This window comes from Mycolicibacterium canariasense, from assembly GCF_002101555.1.
GTDB classification, from domain to species: Bacteria; Actinomycetota; Actinomycetes; order Mycobacteriales; family Mycobacteriaceae; genus Mycobacterium; species Mycobacterium canariasense.
The window spans coordinates 347148-364345 of record NZ_LQOL01000049.1; the positions used below are offsets into that span (position 1 = coordinate 347148).

21 protein-coding genes and 1 pseudogene are annotated in these 17198 nt (G+C 69.4%); 11 read left to right on the forward strand and 11 right to left on the reverse strand.

Annotated elements, in window-relative coordinates:
• Positions 1–15 precede the first annotated feature (15 nt).
• Positions 16–1092, forward strand: coding sequence for a ferredoxin--NADP reductase (locus AWB94_RS14385; RefSeq protein WP_272937614.1), 1077 nt, complete (start codon positions 16–18; stop codon positions 1090–1092).
• A gap of 37 nt (positions 1093–1129) precedes the next feature.
• On the forward strand, positions 1130–1711 hold the full coding sequence (locus AWB94_RS14390; protein ID WP_062655937.1) for a hypothetical protein: 582 nt from the start codon (positions 1130–1132) through the stop codon (positions 1709–1711).
• On the opposite strand, the gene AWB94_RS14395 is transcribed toward AWB94_RS14390, so the two are convergent.
• Entirely contained in the window at positions 1704–2168 is a 465-nt protein-coding gene (locus tag AWB94_RS14395) for an Rv1443c family protein (protein WP_062655938.1), read from the reverse strand. The genes AWB94_RS14390 and AWB94_RS14395 overlap by 8 nt on opposite strands.
• A gap of 70 nt (positions 2169–2238) precedes the next feature.
• On the opposite strand from AWB94_RS14395, the pseudogene AWB94_RS35800 reads away from it, so the two are divergent.
• Positions 2239–2841 (forward strand): annotated as a pseudogene (locus AWB94_RS35800) (TetR/AcrR family transcriptional regulator); the annotation flags it as partial.
• Here the strand turns inward: AWB94_RS35800 and AWB94_RS14405 are convergent.
• The gene (locus tag AWB94_RS14405; RefSeq protein WP_062655939.1) at positions 2836–4968 is read right to left on the reverse strand and encodes an acyl-CoA dehydrogenase family protein; all 2133 of its coding nucleotides are present in this window, start codon (positions 4966–4968) and stop codon (positions 2836–2838) included. The pseudogene AWB94_RS35800 and the gene AWB94_RS14405 sit on opposite strands and share 6 nt — an antisense overlap.
• 197 nt (positions 4969–5165) lie before the next feature.
• Between AWB94_RS14405 and kstR the strand changes: the two genes are divergently transcribed.
• On the forward strand, positions 5166–5828 hold the full coding sequence (kstR, locus tag AWB94_RS14410; protein ID WP_024451583.1) for a cholesterol catabolism transcriptional regulator KstR: 663 nt from the start codon (positions 5166–5168) through the stop codon (positions 5826–5828).
• Positions 5829–5831: 3 nt separating this feature from the next.
• On the forward strand, positions 5832–6566 hold the full coding sequence (otsB, locus tag AWB94_RS14415) for a trehalose-phosphatase (protein ID WP_062655940.1): 735 nt from the start codon (positions 5832–5834) through the stop codon (positions 6564–6566).
• Here the strand turns inward: otsB and AWB94_RS14420 are convergent, their stop codons facing one another.
• Genes AWB94_RS14420 through AWB94_RS14435 form a run of 4 tightly spaced genes read right to left on the reverse strand, consistent with a single transcriptional unit; the run spans position 6567 to position 10339 of the window.
• Positions 6567–7667, reverse strand: a complete 1101-nt coding sequence (locus AWB94_RS14420; protein ID WP_062655941.1) for an Rv3575c family transcriptional regulator — start codon at positions 7665–7667, stop codon at positions 6567–6569. It abuts the gene before it with no gap.
• 11 nt (positions 7668–7678) lie between these two features.
• Positions 7679–8569 carry a metal ABC transporter permease gene (locus AWB94_RS14425; RefSeq protein ID WP_062655942.1) on the reverse strand — a complete coding sequence of 297 codons (891 nt, stop codon included), beginning with the start codon at positions 8567–8569 and terminating at the stop codon, positions 7679–7681.
• Positions 8569–9357, reverse strand: a complete 789-nt coding sequence (locus AWB94_RS14430; protein WP_062655943.1) for a metal ABC transporter ATP-binding protein — start codon at positions 9355–9357, stop codon at positions 8569–8571. Before AWB94_RS14430 ends, AWB94_RS14425 begins: the two co-directional genes overlap by 1 nt.
• Positions 9344–10339, reverse strand: a complete 996-nt coding sequence (locus AWB94_RS14435; RefSeq protein ID WP_234811739.1) for a metal ABC transporter solute-binding protein, Zn/Mn family — start codon at positions 10337–10339, stop codon at positions 9344–9346. The genes AWB94_RS14430 and AWB94_RS14435 overlap by 14 nt, the downstream gene beginning before the upstream one ends.
• Before the next feature lie 80 nt (positions 10340–10419).
• On the opposite strand from AWB94_RS14435, the gene AWB94_RS14440 reads away from it, so the two are divergent.
• Entirely contained in the window at positions 10420–11574 is a 1155-nt protein-coding gene (locus AWB94_RS14440; protein WP_062655945.1) for a GTP-binding protein, read from the forward strand.
• 11 nt (positions 11575–11585) lie between these two features.
• On the opposite strand, the gene AWB94_RS14445 is transcribed toward AWB94_RS14440, so the two are convergent.
• Positions 11586–12398, reverse strand: a complete 813-nt coding sequence (locus AWB94_RS14445; RefSeq protein ID WP_084395060.1) for a sulfurtransferase — start codon at positions 12396–12398, stop codon at positions 11586–11588.
• A gap of 22 nt (positions 12399–12420) precedes the next feature.
• Between AWB94_RS14445 and bluB the strand changes: the two genes are divergently transcribed.
• Positions 12421–13083, forward strand: coding sequence for a 5,6-dimethylbenzimidazole synthase (gene bluB / locus AWB94_RS14450; protein WP_062656148.1), 663 nt, complete (start codon positions 12421–12423; stop codon positions 13081–13083).
• On the forward strand, positions 13080–13838 hold the full coding sequence (locus AWB94_RS14455; protein WP_062655947.1) for a LamB/YcsF family protein: 759 nt from the start codon (positions 13080–13082) through the stop codon (positions 13836–13838). Before bluB ends, AWB94_RS14455 begins: the two co-directional genes overlap by 4 nt.
• Here AWB94_RS14455 and rpsR read toward each other — a convergent pair.
• The 4 genes from rpsR to rpmB are packed head-to-tail and all read right to left on the reverse strand — an operon-like array spanning position 13835 to position 14773.
• The gene (rpsR, locus tag AWB94_RS14460) at positions 13835–14068 is read right to left on the reverse strand and encodes a 30S ribosomal protein S18 (RefSeq protein WP_062655948.1); all 234 of its coding nucleotides are present in this window, start codon (positions 14066–14068) and stop codon (positions 13835–13837) included. The two genes, AWB94_RS14455 and rpsR, sit on opposite strands and share 4 nt — an antisense overlap.
• Entirely contained in the window at positions 14068–14373 is a 306-nt protein-coding gene (gene rpsN / locus AWB94_RS14465) for a 30S ribosomal protein S14 (protein WP_062655949.1), read from the reverse strand. Before rpsN ends, rpsR begins: the two co-directional genes overlap by 1 nt.
• Complete coding sequence (gene rpmG / locus AWB94_RS14470) at positions 14373–14537, reverse strand: 50S ribosomal protein L33 (protein ID WP_024451593.1); 165 nt, start codon at positions 14535–14537, stop codon at positions 14373–14375. Before rpmG ends, rpsN begins: the two co-directional genes overlap by 1 nt.
• Positions 14537–14773, reverse strand: a complete 237-nt coding sequence (gene rpmB / locus AWB94_RS14475) for a 50S ribosomal protein L28 (RefSeq protein WP_062655950.1) — start codon at positions 14771–14773, stop codon at positions 14537–14539. Before rpmB ends, rpmG begins: the two co-directional genes overlap by 1 nt.
• A 105-nt stretch (positions 14774–14878) precedes the next feature.
• Between rpmB and mrf the strand changes: the two genes are divergently transcribed.
• From mrf to AWB94_RS34170, 3 genes are read left to right on the forward strand one after another with little or no spacing between them, the layout of a single operon-like run.
• Positions 14879–16045 carry a ribosome hibernation factor-recruiting GTPase MRF gene (mrf, locus tag AWB94_RS14480; RefSeq protein WP_084395061.1) on the forward strand — a complete coding sequence of 389 codons (1167 nt, stop codon included), beginning with the start codon at positions 14879–14881 and terminating at the stop codon, positions 16043–16045.
• Entirely contained in the window at positions 16035–16286 is a 252-nt protein-coding gene (locus AWB94_RS14485; RefSeq protein WP_062655951.1) for a type B 50S ribosomal protein L31, read from the forward strand. Before mrf ends, AWB94_RS14485 begins: the two co-directional genes overlap by 11 nt.
• Positions 16287–16295: 9 nt before the next feature.
• Positions 16296–17195, forward strand: coding sequence for an MBL fold metallo-hydrolase (locus AWB94_RS34170; RefSeq protein ID WP_062655952.1), 900 nt, complete (start codon positions 16296–16298; stop codon positions 17193–17195).
• Positions 17196–17198: the final 3 nt, after the last annotated feature.

Below are 17198 nucleotides of genomic sequence, written 5' to 3' on the forward strand. Positions count from 1 at the left end.
GGAAGGGGTCCCAGGGTGACCGATGAGCCGCTCGGCACGCAGATCGATGAGCCGCTCGGCGGCCATGTGCTCGAACTGCAGGTGGCCCGGGTCGTCGAGGAGACCGCGGACGCGCGTTCACTGGTGTTTACGGTGCCCGAAGGCAGCACGATCCCGACCGACCGGTTGCGCTACTCCCCCGGCCAGTTCCTCACCCTGCGCGTGCCCAGTGAGCGCACCGGCTCGGTGGCCCGCTGCTATTCGCTGTCCAGTTCGCCGTCCACCGACGACCAGCTGACCGTCACCGTCAAGCGCACCGCCGATGGCTACGCGTCGAACTGGTTGTGCGACAACGCTCACCCCGGCATGCGTATGCACGTGCTGGCCCCCTCGGGCACCTTCGTGCCCAAGACCTTGGACACCGATTTCCTGCTGCTGGCCGCCGGCAGCGGTATCACGCCGATGCTGGCCATCTGCAAATCCGCGCTGTCCGAAGGCAACGGGCGGGTGGTGCTGGTGTATGCCAACCGGGACGAGAACTCGGTGATCTTCGGCGCCACCCTGCGCGAGCTGTCGGCCAAGTATCCGGACCGGTTGACGGTGATCCATTGGCTGGAAACGGTGCAGGGCCTGCCCAGCGCGGCGACACTGGCCGCCCTGGCGGGCCCCTACGCCGGACACGACGCCTTCATCTGCGGGCCCGGCCCGTTCATGGCGGCCGCCGAGGAAGCCCTCAAGGCCGTGGGCGCCGACCGGATCCACATCGAGGTGTTCAAATCGCTGGACTCCGACCCGTTCGCTGCGGTCGTGATCCAAGAAGACGACAGCGACGAAGGACCGGCCACCGCCATCGTGACCCTCGACGGCACGACCCAGGAGGTCACCTGGCCGCGCCGGGCAAAGCTGCTCGACGTGCTGCTGGACAAGGGCCTGGACGCACCGTTCTCCTGCCGAGAGGGCCACTGCGGCGCCTGCGCCGTGCTCAAGAAGTCCGGTGATGTCGAGATGGAGATCAACGACGTGCTGGAACCGTCGGATCTGGAGGAGGGGCTGATCCTGGCCTGCCAGGCACTGCCCACCTCCGATTCCGTGGAAGTCACCTACGACGAATAGCGCCCGGGCTAACATTCGGCGGACCGGAGGGAGAGCCGTGAAGAAGTTTCTGGGAGCGCTCGCGGCCGCATGCTCGGTCGCCGCGCTCGGCGTTCTCGAGGCCCCGACGGCAGCCGCCGGGGTGAACACCGCCACCACGTCGATACCGACGCCGAACGGGACCGTCGAAATGCACGTCACGGCCAATTGTGCGGGGCCGGAAGGGCGGTGTTTCTTCAACACCCAGGCCAACCTGCTGACCCCGGACGGACCCGTCGGATTGCCCGGCGACACCTGGGCCCGGCAGACCATCACCATCCGCAGCACCAACCGCGACGTCTACCAGAACGCGTGGTACAGCGCACCGGCCGGGATGCCCCGCGAACTCAAGGGCGCCAACCACGACAACGTGCTGTCCAAGGCGTACAAGTCCATCTCCGACTACCAGGTCTCGGTGACCTATTTCGGCGGTGGACCGATGGAACGCTTTGCCGTGGATGGTGATTCGGTGCAAACGGACTGGCAGACGGGACAGCCGAACCTGAAGGGCGGCTTCATCGCCTGCTCCGACATCCAGGTGGTGTTCGGCGGGGTGAACGTGACCACCCCGAGCGCCTGCGCACAGACCACCGTCAGCTGATCCGTCCCGACCTCAGGTGCCGGGCCACCAGCCGGTGCCAGCGTCGCTGCCGGTAGGCGAACAACCCCCGTGCGATGCGCACCGCCACCGGCGTCAGCACACCGGCGTCGATATCGACGGTATCGGTGTAGCGGCAAGTCAATTCGGTGACGGGTTCGACATGCAGGGTGTGGTCCCAGCTCTTGAGTACGCCGCCGAATTCGTGGGTGGTGATGGTGCGGCTGTCCGGATCGACACTGCGGATCTCCAGGGTGTGCCGGTAGGCGGGAAACACATGGAAGGCGAACAACCAGCCGGTGCCGCGCTCACCCACCTGAAGCGGTGCGCTGCGCCCGGCCAGGGCCGGCATGCCGAACAGGCCCCGGCACACATAGCGGAACGTCACCGGGTAGTGCATGGCGCGCCACACCGCATCGGCATCGGTGGGCAGAATGGTCTCGACATGTACGCGCTGCATGCCTCCATTCTCGGAAGCCGCTGCGGTGCCTGACTACTCGCTTTTGTCCTGGAGGCAGCAAGGAGGTTTCATGGCCCCGACCGATCGCTTCCGAGCGCGCAAGCAGCCACGACAGGCCCGCTCGGTCGAGACCCGGCAGCGGGTGCTGGACGCGGCTGCTCATGTTTTCGGCACGCACGGGTATGCCGCGGGCACCACCAATCGCATTGCCGCCGCGGCGGATATGTCGATCGGATCGCTGTATCAGTACTTCCCGAACAAGGACGCCATCCTGGCCGCGCTGACCGATGCCCACATCGATGCCGGCGCGGCGCTACTGGCGCAGCGGGCGGCCGCCGGGTTGCCCGCCGGGCTGTCGGACACGCTGCGGCTGTTCGTCCGGGCCACCATCGACAACCATCGCGGCGACCCCGCGCTGCACCGGGTGTTGTTCGAGGAGGCGCCGCGCTCCCCCGCGCTGCTGACCCGGCTGCGCGAGGCCGAGCAGCACGCGGTGGCAGCCACCGCCGAATTGCTGCGCCATCACCCGGAGGTGACCGTCGCCGATCCGGTGCTGGCCGCCAGGATGACGATCGCGGCCATCGAGTCGCTGGTGCACCGGCTCATCGCCCAACCCGTCGACCCTGCACAACTGGAGGACGAGATCGTCGGGCTGCTGGTGGCGTATCTAACGCGGCAACCCCAGCAACCGCTCACCGGCCAGGGTGAGCAGAATCTGCTCGGTGCCCCCGGCGATGGACAGGCAGCGGGTGTTGAGGAAGTAGCGCACATCGGGGCTGTCGACGATGCCCGCACCGTCGAGTGAATCCATGATGGTCTCGGACAGGCCCTGCCGGTAGCGCACCCCGATCAGCTTGCGCACGCTGGACGGCGCACCCGGATCGTGCCCGCCGACCGCCATTCGGGCGATGAGTTGGTCCAGCAGCGAACCCACTTGTGCCGCAACGATCAACGTCCCCAGCCGGTCGGCCTCGGCGCCGTCGAGCTCGCGGTCACCGATCACGCCGAGCAGATGTTCCATGCCCTTGTCCAGCGCGCCGCCGGTGGCGATGGCCACCCGCTCGTTGGCCAGCGTGGTGCGGGCCAACGGCCAGCCGCCGTCGACCGGGCCGACGACCTGCTCGTCGGGGACGAAGAGGTCGTCGAAGAACACCTCGTTGAACAGGGCCTCGCCGGTGATCTCGCGCAGCGGCCGGATATCGATGCCGGGGGCGCTCATGTCCACCAGGAAGTAGGTGATGCCCTTGTGTTTCGGCGCGTCCGGGTTGGTGCGCGCCAGGCAGATACCCCAATTGGAGCGGTGCGCGTTGGACGTCCACACCTTCTGACCGGTGAGCTTCCAGCCGCTCGTGCCGTCGACCTCCGCGCGAACGGCCTTGGTACGCAACGCAGCCAGGTCAGAACCCGCGCCCGGCTCCGAGAACAGCTGGCACCAGTAGATGTCACCGGTCAGGGTGCCGGGGATGAACTTCTCGATCTGCTCGGGTGTGCCGTGCGCCAGGATGGTCGGCGCCGCCCACCACCCGATGGAGATGTCGGGACGCGCCACGTGGGCCGCGGCCAGTTCCTGATCGATGACCAACTGCTCTGCGGGCGTGGCGTTGCGGCCGTACGGCGTGGGCCAGTGCGGGGCCAGCAGGCCGGCCTCGGCCAGCGCACGCTGGCGCTGATCCTCGGGCAGTGCCGCGATATCGGCCACGGCGGCGGTGATCTCGGGACGCACCGCCTCGGCTTCGGTCACGTCGACGTGCAGCTGGCGCCGGACGCCGGCCCGGGTCAGCTCGGCGGTGCGGCGCAACCAGCGCGACCGGCCGCCGAGGAACTGGGACAACGCGTAGGCGCGACGCAGATACAGGTGCGCGTCGTGCTCCCAGGTGATGCCGATCCCGCCGAGCACCTGGATGCAATCCCGGGCGTTCTCCTTGGCGGCCTCGATACCGACCGCGGCGGCGACAGCGGCGGCGATCGAGAGCTGGCTGCCGTCGGGATCGTCGGCGGCGGCGGCGGCCGCGTCGGCGGCGGCGACGGCGGCCTGCTGGCTGCGCAGCAGCATCTCGGCGCACATGTGCTTGACGGCCTGGAAGCTGCCGATCGGCTTGCCGAACTGTTCGCGCACCTTGGCGTACTCGGTCGCGGTCTGCAACAACCAACGGGCCAGCCCGGCCGCCTCGGTGGCCAACACGGTGGCCGCCAGGTCCCGCACGCGCTGCGCGGGCGCGGACACCTGTTGGGCCGGCGCGGCGGTCAGCGTGACGCGGGCCAGCGGGCGGGAGAAGTCGGTGGCCTGCAGGGACTCGATGCACACCCCGTCGGCGGCGGCGTCGACCAGGATCCAGACCGCACCGGCCGGCAGCACCAACACACCCGATGCGTCCGCGCCGAGCACCCATTTCGCCGATCCCGACGCCGTGCCGCCGTCGTACGTGATGTCCGATTCCAGGGCCAGGCCGGCGCTGCGTTCGCCGGCGGCGAGCGACTCCAGCACCGCCGGGTCGTCGACCACCAGGGTCGCCAGCGCCGTCGTCGCGACGGGGCCGGGCACCAGGGCGGCGGCCGCCTCGTCGACCATGCCCAGCAGATCCTCGACACCGCTGCCGGCGCCGCCGTGCTCCTCGGGGACCGCGACACCGAAGGCCCCTAGTTGCGCGAAAGCGTCGTAGGGGCCCCGCCAGGCGGCCGGGTCGCCGAGTTCCACATTGCGCACCGCGGTGATCGAGTTGGAACTGGCCGCCCAGCTCCGGACGAGTTCCCGGGCGGCAAACTGTTCGGACGTGTCGGCCCTGGACGACAACACGGACACCGGCGACTCCTCGCATTGGGCGGGAAGGCCACGCTTCCCACTAGAACGTGTTCTAATAGTGCCAGCGTTCGAACGTCAAGTCGACCGCCATCACGGCAGGACACGCCGCTTGTGCAGGGTGCTCGGAGGTGGGAAATTAGCTGTCGACATGCGTATCTTTTTTGTCAAGATCGCACTACCAAGGAGCAGCTCACCGAATGTCGTCACCAGCACAGCCCGGATCGGGTTCTGACTCACCACGTCAGGTGACGACGGTGGCCGTCCTCGCCGAATCCGAACTGGGATCCGAAGCGCAGCGCGAGCGCCGCAAGCGCATCCTGGATGCCACCCTGGCCATCGCCTCCAAGGGCGGTTACGAGGCGGTCCAGATGCGCGCCGTCGCCGAACGTGCCGATGTCGCCGTCGGGACCCTGTACCGGTACTTCCCGTCCAAGGTGCATCTGCTGGTGTCGGCGCTGGGCCGGGAATTCGAGCGCATCGACGCCAAGACCGACCGGGCCTCGCTCACCGGCGGCACGCCGTACCAGCGGCTGAACATGATGGTCGGCCGGCTCAACCGGTCGATGCAGCGCAACCCGTTGCTCACCGAGGCCATGACGCGCGCGTTCGTGTTCGCCGACGCGTCGGCCGCGGGTGAAGTCGATCACGTCGGCAAGTTGATGGACTCGATGTTCGCCCGCGCCATGAGCGACGGCGAACCGACCGAAGACCAGTACCACATCGCCCGCGTCATCTCCGACGTGTGGCTGTCGAACCTGCTGGCCTGGCTGACCCGGCGCGCTTCGGCGACCGACGTCAGCAAACGCCTGGACCTGGCGGTCCGGTTGCTCATCGGCGACGGGGAACAATCTAAGGTTTGACGGGTGGATGATCTGCAGCACGCGCTGACTGCTATCGCCCGGACCCCGCGCCTGCTGGTCACCTCCGATTTCGACGGCACGCTGGCGCCGATCGTCAACAACCCGGCCGACGCCCGGCCGCTGCCCGCGGCGGCCGAGGCCCTGGTCGCCCTGTCGGCGCTGCCCGATACCACCGCCGCGCTGATCTCCGGGCGCGCGCGCGACGTGCTGCGGGAATTGTCCGGGATGCCGGACAGTGTGGCACTCGTCGGTAGCCACGGCGCGGAGTTCGACACCGGCTTCGTCCGCGACATCGACACCGGCCTGCTGGCCACCATCACGGCCACGCTGCGCGACATCGCCGCCGACCGGCCCGGGGTGACCGTCGAGACGAAACCGGCCAGCGTCGCCCTGCACGTCCGCAATGCCGACCCGGCCGACGGCGACGCGGCGCTCGCGGCGGCCCGGGCCGCCGCCCGGTCCTGGGACGCGCACCTCACCAGCGGCAAGGCGGTGCTGGAATTCGCGGTGATCGTCACCGACAAGGGCGAGGCGGTGGATGAGCTACGCCGGCGACACGATGCCACCGCGGTGGTGTTCCTCGGTGACGACGTCACCGACGAGAAGGCGTTCCGCCGGCTGCGGGAGACCGATATCGGGGTCAAGGTCGGGCCGGGCGACACCCTGGCCCGCTACCGCGTCCCGGCCCCGGAGGACGTCGCCGAGGTGCTGCGCTTCCTGGTTGCCGCGCGGCGCTGATCAGGCGGGCGGCCCCGCGGTCCGCCCCCGCATCAGTTCGGTGGCCAGCATGTCGATGACCGGCAGGCCCGAACGCGGCGGGTTGTGCAACAACCGACCCGCGCGCCGGCCCTTCTCCATGCTGGGCTGCGCGACCGTGGTCAGGCCACGGCGCAACGCCTCGGGCACCCCGTCGAAACCCGTCACCGTCATCTGGCCGGGCACGTAGATTCCGCGCGACCGCAGGGCATCCATCGCCGACAGCGCCAGCACATCGGCAGTGCACATCAACGCCGTGATGCGCGGATTGCGGGCCAGCGCCACCTCGGCGGCCTGCCCGCCGGAAGCGGGCCCGTGGTCGTAGCTTTCCACCACGGTGACCGACGCCGGGTCCAGTCCGGCCGCCTTCATCGCGTCGAAGAGTCCGTGCGCGCGTTCGCGCTGCACGTGGAAGTGGGGCGAGTTCAGCCGCTCGGGTGGGGCCACCGCGGGGGTGGGATGGTCGTGCGGCCAGTCCCGGCCCAGCCGCATGGTCAGCAGGCCGATCTCGCGGTGGCCAAGTCCGACAACGTGTTCGGCGAGCTGGCGCATGGCGGCGCGGTCGTCGATGCACACCCGGGAACTGCCCGGCACATCCTTGGGTTGGTCGACGACGACGACCGGCAGGTGCCGCTGCAGCACCACCGGCAGATAGGGGTCGTCGTCGGAGGCCGAATAGATGACGAATCCGTCCACCCCCGCCGACAGCACCGCGGCCGTGCCGTCGGCGACGCTGCGGTTGGGGCCGGCGGCCACCAGCAGCAGGCCCTGCCCCGCCTCTTCACATGACTCGGCAAGCCCGGCAACGAAATCCAGGGCGGCCGGATCGCTGAACGAATAGTGCAGCGGTTCGGTGATCATGAGGCCGACGGCACCGGCCTTGCGGGTGCGCAGCGACCGCGCCACCGGGTCGGGCCCGGGGTAGCCCATCTCCTTGGCGGCGGCCAGCACCCGTTCCCGGAGTTCGGTGGACAGCTGGTCGGGACGGTTGTACGCGTTGGAGATCGTGGTGCGCGAAACCTTCAGTTCGGCGGCCAACGAGGCCAGGGTGGCCCGTCGCCTGGGCGCCGGGCTTCTGGACATGCTCTCCGAGATTAGTGGACGTGCAGCCCGGAAGGGCCGTGTGGCGGCGCGATTCGCCGATCCGTTCCGGTTCGTTGGGCGATCGCCCACACCACCAGCCAGATGATGCTGACGATCGTGACGATGACGAAGCTGGGCGGAACGTTGAACATCGCCGACAGCGCCAGCCCTGCCCACACGGAGAACACCGCCAGCAGCGTGGAGGCCAGCATGGCCAGTCCCGGCCGGGCCACCAGCATGATCGCCGTGGCCGCGGGCGTGACCACCAGGGCGAACAGCAGCAGGGTGCCGACCGCCTGGACCGCCATCGTCACCGCCAGCCCGAGCAGCGCCATGAACACCACCGACAGCACCCGCACCGGGACGCCCTTGGCCTCGGCGACCTCGGCATTGATCGAGGCGAACAACAACGGCCGGTAGACGAACGCGACGACGACGGCCAGCACCAGCACCGCCAGCCCGAACGACACCAGCTGCTCATGGGTCACCGCGAGCAGATTCCCGAACAGCACGTTGGTGACGGTGCTGCTGCTCTTGGTGGCCTGCGAACTGAAGAACAGGCCCAGCCCGGTGGCGGCGGCCAGCACCGTGCCGGTCGCCACCTCCCGCTCGTCGGCGCGTTTGCCCAGCGCACCGATCACCAGCGCACCCCCGATGCAGAACGTCGCCAGCCCGATGGTGACGGGCAGGCCGAGCAGCACCGCTCCGGTGGCACCGGGAAAACCGATGTGCGCCAACGCATGTGCGGCGAAGGCACTGTTGCGCACCACGATGAAATAGCCGATCAGCCCGGCGGCCAGGGCCACCAGGGTGCCGCCGATCAGGGCATTGCGCATGAACGCCGACGTGAGGATCTGCCACCAGTTCTCCTGGTAGCCCAGCGCCAGCACGGTGGTTTGCATCAGATACTCCGGACGTACAGGTCGCCCTGTGGGGTGTGCACCACTTGGATGGAGGTGCCGTACAGGTGGCTCAGCAGGTCGGCGTCGACGACCTCGTCGGTGGTGTCGAAATGCGCGTGCCCGTCGAGCAGGTAGATCGCGCCGTCCAGCACGGCAAGCAGTGGGTTCAGATCGTGGGCGACCACCAGGATGGTCACCCCGAGTTCGTCGCGGATCTTGGCCAGCAGCCGCACGATATCGCGCTGATTGCGGACGTCCAGCGCGGTCAGCGGCTCGTCCAGGATGAGCAGCCGGGGGCGGGCCACCAGCGCCTCGGCGATCGCGATGCGCTGCCGCTGCCCGCCGGACAGCTGGGACAGCCTGCGGTGCGCGAACTCCGAGGCGTCGACGGCGGCGAGCACGTCGGCGACCCTGGCACGCTCGGCGGCGCTGGCCCGCCCGAACCCCCACCGATTCCCGGTCAACCCGAGCAGCACCGCGTCACAGGCCCGGATCGCGTTACCCGCGGCGACGGCGTAGTTCTGCGGCACATAACCGATCAACCCGGTGGCGGCGCCGGGCGGCTTGCCGAGCACCCGGATGGTGCCCGACCCGACCGGAATCGTGCCCAGCACGGCGTGCAGCAGGGTGGTCTTGCCCGACCCGCTGGAGCCGATGACGGCGACGATGCCGCCGGCCGGCACGTCGAACGTGCCCTCCGACCAGATCAGCCGGCCGCCGCGAACGACGCTGACGTCCTGGAACGAGAGCGCGGGCGGTTCGGATTCGGATGGGTCAGGGCTGGACACCAAGGGCCTTGGCGAGTGCGGTGAGTTGGTCCACCTGCCAAGCCTCGAATGATTTCGCGCCCGGCGCCACCGTTTCGGTCACGTTCACCACCGGAATCCCGGCATTCTGCGCCGCGGTGCGGATCTGTTCGGGCACCGATCCCTCGGTCTGGGTGTTGTAGATGAGAACGTCGACACCCTTGCCATTCAACAGCTTCAGGAAGGCGTCCAGGTCGGCCGGGGAGGGATCGGTCTCGTTGCTCGCGGCCGCCTGGAAGCCCGCAGGGGTCTTGTTCTGCAAGCCGACCGCCGCGGCCATGTAGTCGAAGACGGATTCGGTGGCGCCGTAGGTCTTGCCGGCCGCGCCGGCCTTGATCTTGGCGATCAGTTCGTCGTAGGGCTGCAGTGCGGTGGTGAACGCGCTGCGCTGGGCCGCGAAGTAGTCCTTGGCCTGCGGGGCCAGCTCGCCGAGCTTGGCGGTGACCGCGTCGGCGACCGCGGTCACGGCGGTCGGGTTGTACCAGGCGTGCGGATTCACCCCGTCGCCGTGGTCATGGCCGTCCTGATCGTCGTGATCGGGGTGCGAGTCGTCGTGTTCGATGCCGCCGGCCTCCAGGGCGTTGATCACGGGCGCGTTGGGCGCGGAGCTGGCCGCCAGCTTGCTGGCCCATTCGTCGTAGTGGCCGCCGTTGACGACGACGAGCTGGGCGCCGGTGAAGGTGGCGGCGTCCGACGGGGACGGCTCGAAATCGTGCGGGTCCACCGACGACCCGGCCAGGATCGTCGTCACCTTCGCGCAGGCCCCGCCGAGGCTGTTCACGATTTGCCCCCACTGGTCGACGCTGACCACGACGTTCACCGGGGTGGTCGGGCAGTCCCCGGAGGCGGCGGCGGTCGAGGTCGTCGCCGTGGTGGTGCCGCCGCCCGAGCAGGCGGCAAGGGCGAACGGAACGGCGAGCACCAGGCCGGTGGCCACGGTGCGGAGGGTCTTCGGGGCGGTCATGGCGATAACGATAACCGTTTGCATTAACCATCGCACAATCGGATCATGTTTCTTGAAAATCGTTTTCATTAAGGAGTCATATGCTGCTGCCCGTCACCGTGCTGTCCGGCTTCCTCGGCGCCGGGAAGACCACCCTGCTCAACCACATCCTGGCCAACCGCGAGGGCCGGCGGGTCGCAGTGATCGTCAATGACATGAGCGAGGTGAACATCGATGCGGCCCTCATCGCCGGCCAGGGCCACCTCGACAGGACGGAGGAGAAACTGGTCGAGCTCACCAACGGGTGCATCTGCTGCACACTGCGGGAGGACCTGGTCGAGGCGGTGGCCACCCTGGCCAGACAGAACCGGTTCGACCAACTGGTCATCGAATCCACCGGCATCTCCGAGCCCATGCCGGTCGCGGCCACGTTCGGCTGGGAATTCGAAAGTTCCCCCGTCGCTTCGCTCGCCCCGGGCGACGGCTTCAGCCTCGGCCGGCTGGCCCGGCTGGACACCATGGTGACCGTGGTGGACGCGTCCACCTTCCTGACCGAACTGGCCCGCGGCCAGTCGCTGGCCGACCGCGACATGGTCGCCGGCCCCGGCGACGGCCGCAACATCGCCGACCTGCTCACCGACCAGGTGGAGTTCGCCGACGTCATCCTGCTCAACAAGACCGACCTGGTCAGCGCCCAGCAGCTGGGCGCCGTCCAAGCCGTGGTGCGCCGGCTCAACCCCACCGCACGGCTGCTGCACACCGATCACGGCGTGGTGGCACTCGACGAGGTGCTGGACACCGGCCGCTTCGATCCCGACGCGGCCGCGAAGGTTCCGGGTTGGGACGAAGAGATCGCCAACGGCCACACCCCGGAAACCGACGAGTACGGCATCGGCTCCATGACCTTCCGCGCCGACCGTCCCTTCCACCCCGACCGGTTGGCCGCGGCGCTGGACCAGATGCGGGGGCTGCTGCGCAGCAAGGGCTTCTGCTGGATCGCCAGCCGTCCGGCCATCGCCGCGATCTGGTCGCAGGCGGGCCCCAATCTGGTGATCGAACCGGCACAGTACTGGTCGTCCACCGACGTCACCCCGGGCCAGGAGATCGTGTTCATCGGCGTGCGCCTGGACCGGGACCGGATCGGCGACCTACTCGATTCGGCCCTGCTGACCGACGACGAGGTGGCCGCAGGTGAACCGAGCTGGCTGCGCTTCCCCGATCCGCTGCCGGCCTGGGGTGTCACGCATACGCATTGAACCGGCGCCGGTCAGTCCCCCGTGTGCACGGGCAGGGCCGGGTCGGAGCTCCACTGCGACCACGATCCCGGGAACAGCGCTGCGTCGGCTCCCGTCGCCGCCAACGCCGCGACCAGCACGGCGGCCGTCACCCCGGATCCGCAATAGGCACCGACCGGCCCGTCGAAACGCGGCAGCGCGTCCAACGCGAAGGTGCCGTCGGGGGCCAGCAGCGCGGTGCTCGGCAGATTGCGGGCGCCCGGGATGTGGCCGGCCACCGGGTCGACCGGCTCCACCTCACCGCGGAACCGTTCGGGCGCCCGTGCGTCGAGCAGGACCGGGGCGGTGGCGGCCTGTGCGGCGGTCAATGTCGGGAGCGCACCGGCATAGAGATCCTCGTGCAGCACGGTCACGTCACCGGGTTCGGCCGACGACGGCCCGGTGACGAGTTCGCCGCCCCACGCGCCGAGACCGCCGTCGAGGATCCGGACGTCACCGATACCGGCGGCGGTCAGCACCCACCAGGCGCGCGCCGAACCCGCCCGGTTCCAGTCGTCGTAGACGACGACCGGCACCCCGGTGCGCACACCCCAGCGACGCGCGGCAGCCTGCACGGCCGCACCCGAGGGCAGCGGGTGCCTGCCGCGACCGGCGACGCCGTGGTCGGACAGCTCGTCTTCCAGCGATACGTACACCGCCCCCGGCAGATGGCCGCGCTCGAAGGCCGCGCGGCCGTCCGGCTCGGCCAGCTCCCAGCGGACGTCCAGAATGGCCACCGGGGAACCGGATTCAATCATTTCGGCTAGTTCCGCCGCGGATATCAGAACCTGCGCACGCGTGCTCACCCGACCAGCCTAGGCTGCGGTGGTGACCGATCACGCGTTCAGCGACACCGAACGTCAGGCCGTGTACCGGGCCATCGCAGAGCGCCGCGACATGCGCCGGTTCGTCCCCGGCACCGACGTGCCGGCCGAGGTGCTGGCGCGGCTGCTGGCCGCGGCGCATGCCGCACCCAGCGTCGGGTTGATGCAGCCGTGGCGGTTCATCCGGATCACCGATCGAACGCTGCGCGGGCAGCTGCACGACCTGGTGGACGAGGAGCGCCGGGAGACCGCGGCCGCACTGGGCGCCCGCGGCGAGGAGTTCCTCGAGCTCAAGGTCGAGGGCATCCTGGAGTGTGCGGAGCTGTTCGTGGTGGCCCTCGGTGAAGGCAGGCAGGCGCACGTCTTCGGCCGCCGTACCATGCCGCACATGGATCTGGCCTCGGTGTCCTGTGCGATCCAGAATCTGTGGCTGGCCGCCCGCGCCGAAGGTCTGGGCATGGGCTGGGTGTCGCTCTTCGATCCGGCCCGGCTGGCCGCGCTGCTGGACATGCCCTCTGATGCCGAGCCGGTGGCCATCCTGTGCCTGGGCCCCGTGCCCGACTTCCCGCCGCGGCCGTCCCTGGAGATCGACGACTGGGCCTACGGGCGGCCGCTGCCGGAGTTCGTGTCGGAAAACCGTTGGGGCCGAGCGGGACTTCTGACGTGAGCGTGGATCTCAACGCCGATCTCGGCGAGGGCTTCGGGGTCTGGCACTTGGGCGATGACGACGCCATGCTGGACATCGTCACCAGCGCGAACGTGGCCTGCGGCTTCCACGCCGGCGACCCGGCCCGGCTGGTGCACACGTGCCGTGCCGCCGCCGAACGCGGGGTCCGCATCGGTGCGCAGGTCAGTTACCGCGACCTCGCCGGCTTCGGGCGCCGCTTCATCGACGCCGAGCCCGAGGAGCTGCGCGCCGAGGTGATCTACCAGATCGGGGCCTTGTCGGCCATCGCACACAGCGTCGGCGCCACGGTGTCCTATGTGAAACCGCATGGTGCGCTGTACAACTCGATCGTCACGCACCGGGAACAGGCGGCCGCGGTGGCCGCGGCGGTGCACGCCGTCGATCCGGGTCTACCGGTACTCGGCCTGGCCGGCTCGGCATTCTTCGCCGCGGCGGCCGAGCTGGGCCTGCGCACGGTGCCGGAGGCTTTCGCGGACCGGGCGTACCGCGCCGACGGTCAGCTGGTGTCGCGCCGGTTACCCAACGCGGTGCTGGACGACCCGGCCCGGATCGCCGACCGGGTGGCCTCGATGGTGCAGCGCGGACAGGTCACCGCCGTCGACGGATCGACCATCCCGATCACCGTGGAATCGGTCTGTGTGCACGGCGATTCGCCGGATGCCGTGCGCATCGCCCAGGCGGTGCGCGACCGCCTGAGCGAGGACGGCACCGCGCTGGCCGCCTTCACCGATTAGGGCAGCAACGCCATCTCGCGCGCATTCTTGATGGCGGTCGCCACCTGACGCTGCTGCTGCGGGGTGAGCCCGGTGACCCGGCGCGACCTGATCTTGCCCCGTTCGGACAGGAAGGTGCGCAGCACCGCCACGTCCTTGTAGTCGACATGGGTGATACCGAGTGCCTTCAGCCGATTCACCCTGGGCCGCTTGATCTCCGGTGCTGCGACCCGCTTTCGCTGCTTCGCCATCACCAACTCGCCTTGCGTACACCGGGCAGTTCACCGCGGTGTGCCAGCTCGCGCACCCGAACCCGGGACAGCCCGAACTTCCGCAGATGCCCGCGCGGCCTGCCGTCGACGGAATCCCGGTTACGCACCCGCACCGGGCTGGCGTCTCGCGGCATCCGCTGCAACTGCGCCTGCGCCTGCGCCCGTTCCTGTGGGCTGCTGGACGGCCGCCGGATGATCTCCTTGAGTTCGGCGCGGCGTTGCGCATGACGCTCCACCAGTACCCGGCGCCGCTCGTTGCGCACGATCTTTGAAGTCTTGGCCATCAGCGTTCCTCCCTGAAATCGACGTGGCGGCGTACCACCGGGTCGTACTTGCGCAGCACCAGCCGATCCGGATCATTGCGCCGGTTCTTGCGGGTGACGTAGGTGTAGCCGGTTCCCGCGGTGGACCGGAGTTTGACGATCGGGCGGATCTCGTTGCGGGCCATCAGATCTTCGCCCCGTTGCGGCGAAGCCGCGCAACGACGGCCTCGATACCGTCCCGGTCGATGACCTTGATGCCCTTGGCGCTGACGCGCAGCCGGATCCGGCGGTCCTCGGATGGCAGGTAGTACGTCTTGAGCTGGATATTGGGATTCCAGCGCCGGCGGGTGCGCCGGTTGGAATGGGACACCCGATTACCGAAACCCGGTGCGCGGCCGGTGACTTGGCAGTGCGCCGACACCTCAACCTCCTCTGGCTATTGAAAATGATTTTCGACAAGTCGACTTCGGCACGGTAACGTACGAGACACGTTAATGGCAATCATTATCAATAGTGTGGAGGCGGGATGCGGACCCCAGTGGTGCTGGTGGCGGGTCAAGGGACGGCGGACGACGTGACCGCCACGTTGATCCAGACCCCGGGCACGATCAGCGTCGGCTATGCGATCGAAGGGCACGTCGCGATCCGGCAGATCACCGAGATGCGCGCGCAGCGGCGGCTCATCTCGGTATGGCCGATCGAGGTGACCGGCTGCCTGAACTGCGCCATCCGCGCCGATCTGCTGCCGCTGCTGCGTCGCCTGCACCGGCGCCAAGAAGTCACCCGAATCGCCGTCCAGCTGCCGAAATGGGCCGACCCCGAATCACTTTGCAACGCGATCGAACACACCCCGCTGCACATCGGTCCCGGCTACATCGACGGACCCGCAGCCCGCGACGTGGTCGTCACCGCCGTGGTGACCGGGATCGACACCGGCAACTGGCTGACCGACGCGCTGGGCGATGACGACCTCGACGACGACCGCCCGGTGGCGCAGGTGGTGGTGGGCCAGGCCGAATTCGCCGACGTGCTGGTACTCACCGAGCCCGATGCGCAGACCCTCGCGGTGCTGCGCCGGCTGACCCCGCGGGCCCGGATCACGGTGGGCACCGACAACGTCGAGTTGGCGCTGGCCAACCTGGATTCCGGTGCCCGGCGCGGCCGCTCCGACGATCCGCACGACCCACTGTTGGCCGGCCAACCACCGTTGCGCCCCGAGGGATCGGTCCATCTGCTGGAGTTCAACTCCCGCAAGCCCTTTCACCCGTTACGGCTGCACCACGCCATCGACGAACTCCTCGACGGCGTGGTACGCATTCGCGGCCGGGCCTGGCTGGCCAGCCAGCCCGATGCGGTCGTGTGGATCGAATCGGCGGGCGGCGGCCTCGGGGTGGGGCACTGCGGCACCTGGCTGGCCGATATGGAACCCGGCGAGCGCGCCTACGTGGACCCGGAGCGTATCGCGCTGGCCGCCTCGATCTGGGACGACCGGTTCGGCGACCGGCACATCGCGATGACGGCCCTGGTGTGTGGCGCCGACCCCGATGTCATCACCGGCGCACTGAACCGGGCACTCCTGACCGACGACGAGCTGGCCAGCCCGCAGGACTGGCCGCATTACCCGGATCCCTTCGGCGACTGGCGCGAGACGTCCGACGCCGACACCAGCGAGGAGGCACGCAATGAAACCTGACATCCACCCGGACTACCACCCCGTGGTGTTCGCCGACGCCAACACGGGCGCCATGTTCCTGACCCGCTCGACGGCAATCAGCGATCGCACAGTCGATTTCCAGGGCGGCACCTATCCGCTGATCGTCGTCGACGTCAGCGCCGATTCACACCCGTTCTGGACCGGCACGAGCCGGCACATCGACGCCGCCGGCCAGGTCGAGAAGTTCCGCCGCCGCTATGGGGTGCGCCCCACCCCCTAGGGTGGGGGCATGCGCCTCAAATCCGGCCGCCCGGACCTCGCGGACTACGCGCGGTTCTTCGATCTGCCCGCGGCCGGCCGGGCGTCCCTGACCGTCACCTGGGCCGGTGTCACCACGCTGCTGGTCGACGACGGCGCCGCCGCGATCATGACCGATGGCTTCTTCAGCAGGCCGTCGCTGCTGCGGGTGGGCCTGGGCCGCATCGCCCCGTCCGCTCCGCGCATCGACGGCTGCCTGGCCAGACTGGGAGTGCGCACACTGGCCGCCGTCCTGCCGGTGCACACGCATTTCGACCACGCGATGGACTCCGCGGTGGTGGCCGAACGCACCGGGGCCGCGTTGGTCGGCGGTGCGTCGGTGACACACCTGGGCCACGACCGCACCGTGGTCGCCGTGCCCGGAAAACCCGAGCGCCTCGGCGCTTTTGACATCACCCTCGTCCCCGGCAAACACTGCCCGCCGGACCGGTTCCCCGGCCCGATCACCGCACCCGTTCGCCCGCCGGTGCGCGCATCGGCCTACCGCTGCGGAGAGGCCTGGTCCACCCTGGTGCACCACCGGCCGTCGGACCGCCGGCTGCTGATCGTCGGCAGCGCCGGCTTCGTCCCTGGCGCGCTGGCCGGGCAGCGCGCCGAGGTCGTCTACCTCGGGGTCGGGCAGTTGGGACTGCAGCCCGAGCGGTATCTGATCGACTACTGGACCGAGACCGTGCGCACCGTCGGGGCGCGCCGGGTGGTGCTGATCCACTGGGATGACTTCTTCCGTCCACTCGATGCCCCGCTGCGCGCGCTGCCCTACGCCGGTGACGACCTGGACGTGTCCATGCGGGTGCTGCGCGGGCTGGCCGAACAGGACGGCGTCGGTCTGCACCTGCCGACGTTGTGGCAGCCGACGGATCCCTGGAGCTGACCG